This is a genomic window from Rhodococcus sp. BS-15, assembly GCF_000813105.1.
GTDB lineage: Bacteria > Actinomycetota > Actinomycetes > Mycobacteriales > Mycobacteriaceae > Rhodococcoides.
Genome location: NZ_BAOX01000210.1, coordinates 1 through 8,870, shown reverse-complemented (window position 1 = coordinate 8,870; position 8,870 = coordinate 1). Strand labels below are relative to the sequence as shown.

The window sequence follows — 8,870 nt, the reverse complement described above, 5'->3', positions numbered from 1 at the left end:
GCCCTTCTCGCATCGGGTCACGGCCCCCTTGCCGTCGACGCCGAACGCGCCTCCGGATTCCGCTACTCCCAGCGCGCCTACCTGCTGCAGTTTCGTCGCCGCGGCGCAGGGACCGTTCTGCTCGATCCGATCCCCGTCACCGGCGACCTCGCTCCGCTCGCCGAGGTGATCAACCCGCTCGAATGGGTGTTGCACTCGGCCGACCAAGACCTCCCTGGACTCGCCGAACTCGGCCTGGTGCCGGCCACGCTCTACGACACCGAACTCGCCGGCCGGCTGGCGGGATTCGACCGGGTCGGCCTCGGAGCGATCGTCGAACGCACCCTCGGGCTTGCGCTGCAGAAGGGACACGGCGCGGCCGACTGGTCCACTCGGCCGCTGCCCGACACCTGGCTCAACTACGCCGCGCTCGACGTCGAGGTTCTTCTCGAACTCCGCGACGCGATGGCCGAGGAACTCGACCAGCAGGGCAAGACGGAATGGGCAGCACAGGAATTCGCCCACATCCTCACTCTCGGGCCGCCCAAACCCAAGACCGACAGATGGCGTCGGACATCGGGGATCCATGCGATCAAATCTCCCCGCACCCTCGCTGCCGTTCGCGAACTGTGGACCACGCGAGACGAATTGGCGGCCAAGCGTGATGTGGCACCGAGCCGGGTGCTACCCGACTCGGCGATCGTGGCGGCGGCAACAGCGGACCCGAAATCCTCGCGGGAGCTCGAGCAACTGCCGGTCTTCGGCGGTCCCCGTCAGCGCAGATCGTCCCGATTGTGGGCCTCGGCCCTGACCCGGGCACGAGTGCTGCCCACTGCCGAGTTGCCCTCGATGGCAGCGTCGTTCGACGGGCCACCCCCGGTCAACAGATGGGCCCGCCGCGATCCCGACGCAGCAGCCCGACTTGTCGACGTACGTGCGGCAATGACCGAGCTCAGCGAATCGGTGTCGATTCCGGTCGAGAATCTGCTGATGCCTGATCTGCTGCGCCGATTGGTGTGGGATTGGCAGAATCCTACGGATCCGGACGTCGACCCGGCCGAACTGATCGATACCCGACTGACCGACGGCGGGGCCCGGCCCTGGCAGCGCACCCTGGTGGTACCCGTACTGGCGAAGGCACTGCACCCTTCCCAAGTTACCGACGAGTAATACCCGCTACAGTAGGACGGCGTCCGGGCACCCGGGCGAGTCGTCCGCATCTGTCGGGAGGAACGAAAAGCGTGTCTGTACCCGCGTCCACCAGCTCACAGAGGAATGTTGTCTTCGTCGACGGCATCCGAACCCCATTCGGCAAAGCAGGCCCCAAGGGCATGTACGCCGACACTCGCGCAGACGACCTCGTCGTCAAGGCAATTCGCGAACTTCTTCGTAAGAACCCCAACCTTCCTCCCGAGCGCATCGACGAGGTCGCGATCGCTGCGACCACGCAGACCGGAGACCAGGGCCTGACCATCGGCCGGACATCCGCCCTGCTGGCCGGTCTCCCCCGCAGCGTTCCCGGATTCGCCATCGACCGCATGTGCGCGGGTGCCATGACCTCCGTGACCACCACCGGCTCGGGCATCGGCTTCGGCCAATACGACGTCGTCATCGCCGGTGGCGTCGAGCACATGGGCCGCCACCCGATGGGTGAAGGCGTCGACCCCAACCCACGTTTTCTCGCCGACAAGCTCGTCGATCCGAGCGCACTGGTGATGGGCAACACCGCCGAGAACCTGCACGACCGGTTCCCGAGCATCACCAAGGACCGCACCGACGCGTACGCCGTCGCCAGCCAGAACAAGTACGAGGCAGCCAAGAAGGCCGGCTTCATCGCCGACACTCTCGTGCCCGTCGCCACCAAGTCCGCCGCAGGCTGGGGCCTGGCCACCGAGGACGAGCCGCCTCGCCCCGGTACCACAGTCGAGGACCTCGCCAAGCTCAAGACGCCGTTCCGGCCCGCAGGTCGCGTGACCGCAGGCAACGCCGCAGGACTCAACGACGGTGCCACCGCCGCGATCCTGGCCGGCGAGGACACCGCACACGAACTCGGCCTGAACATCGGCATGCGCATGGTCGGCTTCAGCTTCGCCGGCGTCGACCCGGCCGTCATGGGCATCGGACCGGTCCCCGCAACCGAGAAGCTGCTCGGCCGAACGGGATTGAGCATCGACGATATCGGCCTGTTCGAGATCAACGAGGCCTTCGCCATCCAGGTTCTCGCCTTCCTCGAGCACTACGGCATCGCCGACGACGACCCCCGCGTCAACCAGTGGGGCGGGGCCATCGCGTGCGGCCACCCCCTCGCGTCCTCGGGCGTCCGCCTGATGACCCAGCTGAGCCGCCAGTTCGCTCAGCAGCCCGACGTCCGTTACGGCCTGACGACCATGTGCATCGGTCTCGGCATGGGCGGCACCGTCATCTGGGAGAACCCCAACCACGCTGACTACTCAGGAGCGAAGGCATGAGCGACATCACCACAGCGTTCACCGACGAGGTAGTCACGAACGCCTTCACCAAGATCGTCTCCGTACCGGGGCTCGACGGCTCCATCGCCCTCGTGACGCTCGACAACGGCTTCGATCACACCAAGCCGTCGACCTTCGGTCCCGGCGGACTGGCCAAGTTCGACGCCGCACTCGACGAAGCATTCGCAGCGAACCCGGTGGCCATCGCCGTCACCGGCAAGCCGTTCATCTTCGCCGTCGGTGCCGACCTCAACGGTGTGCCGAACATCAAGACCAAGGACGAGGCGCTGCAGATCGGGCAGCTCGGCCACAAGGTGTTCCGTCGCCTGCGCGAGTCGACGATTCCGACGTTCGCTTCATCAACGGTGCTGCACTCGGCGGCGGCCTCGAAGTGGGACTGCACTCGCACTACCGCACCGTCGCCGAGAACGCTGCCGCGCTCGGTCTGCCCGAGGCCTTCCTCGGCCTGGTACCGGGATGGGGCGGAACCCAGTTGCTGCCCAACATCATCGGAGCCTCGAACGCCGTCACCGTCGTCATCGAGAACGCGCTGAACCAGAACCGCGTCCTCAAGCCGCAGCAGGCACTCGACCTCGGCATCGCCGACGCCCTCTTCGGCGGAGCCGACTTCCTCGAGCAGTCCCTCGCGTGGGCTGCTCAGGTCATCAAGGGTGAGATCGTCCCCAACCGTCCCGAGATCGACCGCGGACAGGCCTGGGACGACGCCATCGCCCGCGCCAAGGGAATCGTCGCCGGCAAGACCAACAACTTCGCCCCCGGACCCGTCGCCGCGGTGGAGCTGCTCGAGCTCGCCAAGAGCACCGACATCACCGACTCGGCCTCGCTCGACAAGGGCTTCGCGGCCGAGGACGAGGCCCTGTCCACGTTGCTGGTCAAGGACGAGCTCCGCGCGGGTCTGTACGCCTTCGATCTGGTGCAGAAACGTGCGAAGCGTCCCGCCGGTGCGCCCGACAAGTCGTTGGCACGCAGGATCTCCGGTGTCGGCATCGTCGGTGCCGGCTTGATGGCCAGCCAGCTCGCTCTGCTGTTCGTGCGGCAGCTGAAGGTGCCGGTGATCCTCACCGACATCGACCAGGAGCGCATCGACAAGGGCGTCGGCTACGTCCACGGCGAGATCGACAAACTACTCGGCAAGAAGCGCCTGTCCCCCGACGCCGCAAATCGGTTGAAGGCGTTGGTCTCCGGCTCGATCGACAAGGCAGCCTTTGCGAAGACCGATTTCGTCATCGAGGCAGTGTTCGAGAACCTCGACGTGAAGAAGAAGGTGTTCGCCGAGGTCGAGGAGTTCGTCTCCGCCGAAACGATTCTCGCGACCAACACCTCCTCGCTGTCGATCACGAAGATGGCTGCGGATCTGAAGCACCCCGAGCGCGTCGTGGGCTTCCACTTCTTCAACCCGGTGGCGGTCCTGCCTCTGCTCGAGGTCGTCAAGGGCGAGAAGACCGATGACGCCACGCTCGCAACGGCGTTCGCTACAGCCAAGACGCTGAAGAAGTCCGCCGTGCTTTCGGCGGATCTTCCCGGCTTCGTGTTCAACCGGCTCGTGACGCGAGCGTCGAACGAGATCATCAGCGCGATCGACGAAGGCACCCCCTTCGACGTCGCCGACGGTGCCGTGGGCGAACTCGGCATGCCGATGAGCCCGCTGACCCTGCTGGCCCTCGTCGGTCCTGCCGTTGCCCTGCACACCGCGGAAACCCTCGGTGAGGCATACCCGGAGCGGTTCAAGGACTCCCCCGGATTCCGCGCGCTGGTCGAGGCGAAGAAGCCCGGCGTTTGGAGCTACGGCCCCGAGGGACAGGTCGTCGACCCCGAGGTCGCTGCGCTGTGGCCGCAGGGCGATTCGCCGTCGACCGCCGAGCAGGTGCTCGAACGTACCCGCAACGCGATCGCCGACGAGATCAAGATCATGCTCGACGAGGGCGTCGTGGCAGCGGCCGAGGACATCGACCTCTGCCTGCTCCTCGGCGGCGGATTCGGCTTCTGGAACGGCGGCATCACGCCGTACCTGGATCGCAGCGGAGCCTCCGAGGCCGCAACCGGTCAGCGCTTCCTCGCCCCGGGTGTAGCCAGCGTCTAGCATTGCCCGCCGAGTTCGAGGTTGTGGACGGATTTCTCCGGTTTTTCGTCCATGACCTCGAACTCGGCATTGTTCTGTCGGGATAAGGTCTGACGCCATGAACAACGAACGCGGTCGGCTGATCGGTATCGCCTACCGCATGCTCGGTTCCTACAGCGACGCCGAAGACGCCGCATCCGAGGCTCTCGTTCGCTGGTACCGACTCACCGACGCCGAACGTGACGCTGTCGACGTCCCTGCTGCGTGGCTCACCCGAGTGGTGGGCCGCATCTGCCTCGACATGCTCGGATCGGCTCGCGTTCGCCGCGAGAACTACGTCGGGCAGTGGCTGCCGGAACCCGTCCGCGGACTCGACCCCGAGAGTTCGGTCGCTGCCGACCCCGCCGACCGAGTTGCGCAGCAGGAATCGGTGACGCTGGCATTGCTCGTCGTACTCGAATCGCTCGGGCCGGCGCAGCGAGTCGCATTCGTACTGCACGACGCGTTCGCCATGCCGTTCGACGAGATCGCGACCGTTCTCGATCGATCCCCGGCTGCCTGCCGCCAACTCGCCTCTGCCGCACGAACTCACGTGCATTCCCGTCACCGCTCCATCGCCGACCCCATCGAGCACGACCGCGTCGTGCGGGCGTTCGCCTCGGCCTCCGCAGGCGGGGACATCGCATCCCTCGTCTCGGTGCTCGCGCCCGACGTCACCTTGGTCAGCGACGGCGGCGGCCACGTATCCGCGGCCCGCAATGCCGTCCTCCGATCCGATCGAGTCGCTCGCTTCGTCCGGGGCATCACTGCCAAGTCCACCGACCTCCAGTGGTCGATAGAACCCATCAACGGCCTGTCGGGCATCGTCATCCGGCGCGACGGCGCGGTGTTCGGAGTCATCGGGTTCGACACCGCCGACGGCGCGGTCTCCAGCATCTGGATCGTGCTGAATCCGGACAAACTCCGGCACTGGGTCTGACACCAGCCATACATTCGGCACGGCTGCGTCGTCAGAGAGTGGAGGGCCGCGCAGCGCGGTCCGCATCATCTCTCGAGAATCAGGTGGATACGCGATGAAGCTAGCCGTAGCCGGTGGAACCGGAACCGTCGGAATGCACGTGGTCGAGGTTGCGCGAGAACGTGGAAACGAGGTGGTCGTACTGTCGCGATCTGCCGGTGTGGATCTCGTCACCGGGTCAGGACTGTCCGACGCCCTGTCCGGCGTCGACGCGGTGGTCGACGTCGCATCGACGCAGACGATCTCGGCGAAAGAATCGACGGCGTTCTTCGCTGCCGTCACCCGCAATCTGCTCACGGAGGAGAGCGCCGCCGGAGTCGGTCATCATCTCGCGTTGTCGATCGTGGGGGTAGACGCGGCACCGCACGGCTACTACGCCGGAAAGGTGAAGCAGGAGAACCTCGTTCGGGCTGGAGCAGTACCCTGGACGATTCTTCGAGCAACCCAGTTCCACGAGTTCGCCGCGCAGATCCGCTCGCAGACCTCGTTCGGTCCACTGACAATCATCCCCAGGATGGTCTCGCAACCGATCGCCGCCCGCGAGGTCGCCGAGCGACTGGTCGACCTGGCGGAGGGTCCACCGGCAGGGCGAGTCGCCGATCTCGGTGGACCACGTGAAGAGCGCATGGCCGAGATGGTGCGTGGGTATGCACGAGCAATCGGTGCTCGCGGTCTGGTACTCGAGGTCCCGATTCCCGGCGCATACGGTCGCGCGATGCGAGACGGAACTCTGGTCACCACGAACGATTCGGATCACGGTTCACAGACCTTCGATCAGTGGTCGGCCGCCCAGGCACGCTGACTCGCATCTCGCCGAACTCGAAGTTACGGACAACATTCGAGAGATTTCCGTCCACAACTTCGAGTTCGACAGCGGAATATCGGACAATTCACCCTTTTTCGGAGAGCCGATTTTCGCACGCCGATAATAACGAGGCGATTTCGCTCCCATTCCGTCGATGCGAGGACGATGATGGCGATCGACCACCAAGGATGCTGGTTCACCTCGAAAGCTGGGTCACGTGATGACGCAATCCACCGATCGGCACACCGCCAAAGTCATCGGAGTCACGATTGCCGCCGCTGTCGGCGGCTTCCTGTTCGGGTTCGATTCGTCCGTGGTCAACGGCGCGGTGGACTCCATCCAAGAGAACTTCGCACTGTCGTCGTTCGTCACCGGCTTCGCGGTGGCCATCGCACTTCTCGGTTGTGCCGTCGGAGCTTGGTTCGCCGGCCGTCTCGCCGACAGCTGGGGCCGAAAGAAGGTGATGTTGCTCGGTTCCGCACTGTTCACCATTTTCGTCGGTGGGATCCGGGTTCGCGTTCAGCGTTCCGGATCTCATGCTCTGGCGTGTACTCGGCGGCCTGGGCATCGGTATCGCATCGGTGATCGCGCCCGCGTACATCTCGGAGATTGCCCCGGCCCGCTACCGAGGTGGATTGGCCTCGCTGCAACAGCTGGCCATCACCGTCGGAATCTTCGCCGCTCTACTGTCGGACGCGGTGCTGCAGAACGCCGCAGGCGGACCGTCGAACGACCTGTGGTTCGGACTAGAAGCCTGGCGGTGGATGTTCCTGGTCGGCGTCGCACCGGCCCTCGTCTACGGCTTTCTCGCCACTCTGATTCCCGAGTCACCCAGATACCTCGTCGGAAAACACCTCGACGAAGAAGCGGCGCGCATTCTGGGAGACATCACCGGAGAAGTGAACCCGAACGAGAGGGTCAAGGAAATCCGATTGACCCTGCGCCGGGAATCCAAGTCGTCGTTCGCCGATATTCGCGGACCCAAGTTCGGCCTGCAACCGATCGTCTGGGTCGGCATCACGATGGCGATTCTGCAGCAGTTCGTCGGAATCAACGCGATCTTCTACTACTCGACGACTCTGTGGAAGTCCGTCGGATTCAGCGAGAACCAGTCTTTCGTCACCTCGGTGATCACCTCTGTCATCAATGTCTCGATGACATTCGTCGCCATCTTGTTCGTCGACCGATTCGGCCGGCGAAATCTACTCATGATCGGCTCGATAGGAATGTTCGTCGGCCTCGTTCTCGCAGCCGTCTCGTTCACTCAGGCAGTAGGCAGCGGGGACCAACTCGAGTTGCCGTCGCCGTGGGGCCCGGTCGCTCTCGTCGGCGCGAACCTCTTCGTGGTCTTCTTCGCCGCGACCTGGGGACCGATCATGTGGGTGATGCTCGGAGAGATGTTCCCCAACCGAATGCGCGCCGTCGCCCTCGGTATCAGTACTGCGGCCAATTGGATTGCCAACTTCGCCATCACCCTGGCCTTTCCGCCGTTGTCCGACACCATCGGACTCGGATTCATCTATTCGTTCTTTGCGTTCTTCGCGATCCTGTCTTTCTTCTTCGTCAAGTACAAGATCAGAGAGACCAAGGGAATGGAGCTCGAGGACATGGAGATCTGACATGCCGATATTCGTCGTCGAATACACCTACACCCCCGAAACATCCTCGGGCCGTGACGATCACCGAACCGATCACCGCGCATGGCTGCGTGAACTCGAGCGTCGCAAGATTCTCCGATCGTCGAGCCCACTCGCCGATCACAGTGGTGCCACGATGATCGTCGAAGGCACCGACAAGGCAAGTGTGGAGCGGATGTTCGCACACGACCCGTTCGCCCTGGCCCATCTGATAGATCGCGTTCGGATCGAAGAGCGGGTGACAGGCACGTAGCGGATGGTCGAGGTCCGATAAAACGCCACACGTCGGAGAACACGACCACCAACCCGATCACCCCGTGACCGGACCGGTGACGGCCGCAGTCCATGCGGGGACTGTCAGATACACGGTTGATCCGGTCTCGGTTCGGTGCGGCATTCGTGAACCCGTGGCGGGAGTCGAGGGAATTCCCGCTCGACCTGTGGTGCATTGTGAGGGAAGGAAACTATCCCTCGTTCCGATGCCGAAAGCAGGCCATGAATTCCCGAACCGTGTTCGCTGTGGTCACCGTCGTGTTGTTCGGTCTCGGTCTGCGTCTGTTGTTCGGCAGTACCTCTGCTCTCACCTCGGATATTGCAGCGTTCTACTCTGCCGACTCCGTCTCGATGGCGCTGCTGACGACGGGGCCGGTGATCGTCCTCGGCGTGTGCGCGGCTGCTGCAGGCTTTGTGCTGCGTCGCGCGCGGGTGACCCACGTGCTCGTCGGATGCTTGATTCTCATCGCTGTGGGCACCGCGGTGCGCGCAGTGCCGTCCTGGCCGGTGCTGGTGGCGGGAACCCTCGTGGCGGCTGCGGGTATTGCGGTGGCGAATGTGTTGGGTCCGGTTCTGGTACGTGTGATCGTGCAGGAGTGGAGCCCGCAGG

6 protein-coding genes and 3 pseudogenes are annotated in these 8,870 nt (G+C 64.5%); 8 read left to right on the top strand and 1 reads right to left on the bottom strand.

What is annotated here, in order from left to right:
* From RHBS_RS19720 to RHBS_RS19700, 5 genes and pseudogenes are all read left to right on the top strand, one after another.
* Positions 1-1,149: ribonuclease D (locus tag RHBS_RS19720; RefSeq protein WP_145977550.1), on the top strand; the 1,149-nt coding region annotated here is incomplete at its 5' end.
* Between the two features lie 71 nt (positions 1,150-1,220).
* Entirely contained in the window at positions 1,221-2,447 is a 1,227-nt protein-coding gene (locus tag RHBS_RS19715; protein WP_128646275.1) for an acetyl-CoA C-acyltransferase, read from the top strand.
* Positions 2,444-4,548: pseudogene (locus RHBS_RS19710) on the top strand (3-hydroxyacyl-CoA dehydrogenase NAD-binding domain-containing protein). Before RHBS_RS19715 ends, RHBS_RS19710 begins: the two are co-directional and overlap by 4 nt.
* Before the next feature lie 97 nt (positions 4,549-4,645).
* Complete coding sequence (sigJ, locus tag RHBS_RS19705; protein WP_128646274.1) at positions 4,646-5,506, top strand: RNA polymerase sigma factor SigJ; 861 nt, start codon at positions 4,646-4,648, stop codon at positions 5,504-5,506.
* A 94-nt stretch (positions 5,507-5,600) separates the two neighbouring features.
* A complete protein-coding gene (locus tag RHBS_RS19700; protein ID WP_128646273.1) occupies positions 5,601-6,347 on the top strand; it encodes an SDR family oxidoreductase in 747 nt (248 codons plus the stop codon).
* 216 nt (positions 6,348-6,563) lie between these two features.
* Here RHBS_RS19700 and RHBS_RS32355 read toward each other — a convergent pair whose 3' ends face one another.
* Positions 6,564-6,740, bottom strand: coding sequence for a hypothetical protein (locus tag RHBS_RS32355; protein ID WP_374700633.1), 177 nt, complete (start codon positions 6,738-6,740; stop codon positions 6,564-6,566).
* Between RHBS_RS32355 and RHBS_RS19695 the strand changes: the two are divergent.
* The 3 genes and pseudogenes from RHBS_RS19695 to RHBS_RS19685 all read left to right on the top strand — a co-directional run.
* A pseudogene (locus tag RHBS_RS19695) lies at positions 6,664-7,969 on the top strand (sugar porter family MFS transporter). The gene RHBS_RS32355 and the pseudogene RHBS_RS19695 overlap by 77 nt on opposite strands.
* A gap of 1 nt (position 7,970) precedes the next feature.
* Complete coding sequence (locus RHBS_RS19690; protein WP_121870015.1) at positions 7,971-8,240, top strand: YciI family protein; 270 nt, start codon at positions 7,971-7,973, stop codon at positions 8,238-8,240.
* 242 nt (positions 8,241-8,482) lie between these two features.
* A pseudogene (locus RHBS_RS19685) lies at positions 8,483-8,870 on the top strand (hypothetical protein); the annotation flags it as partial.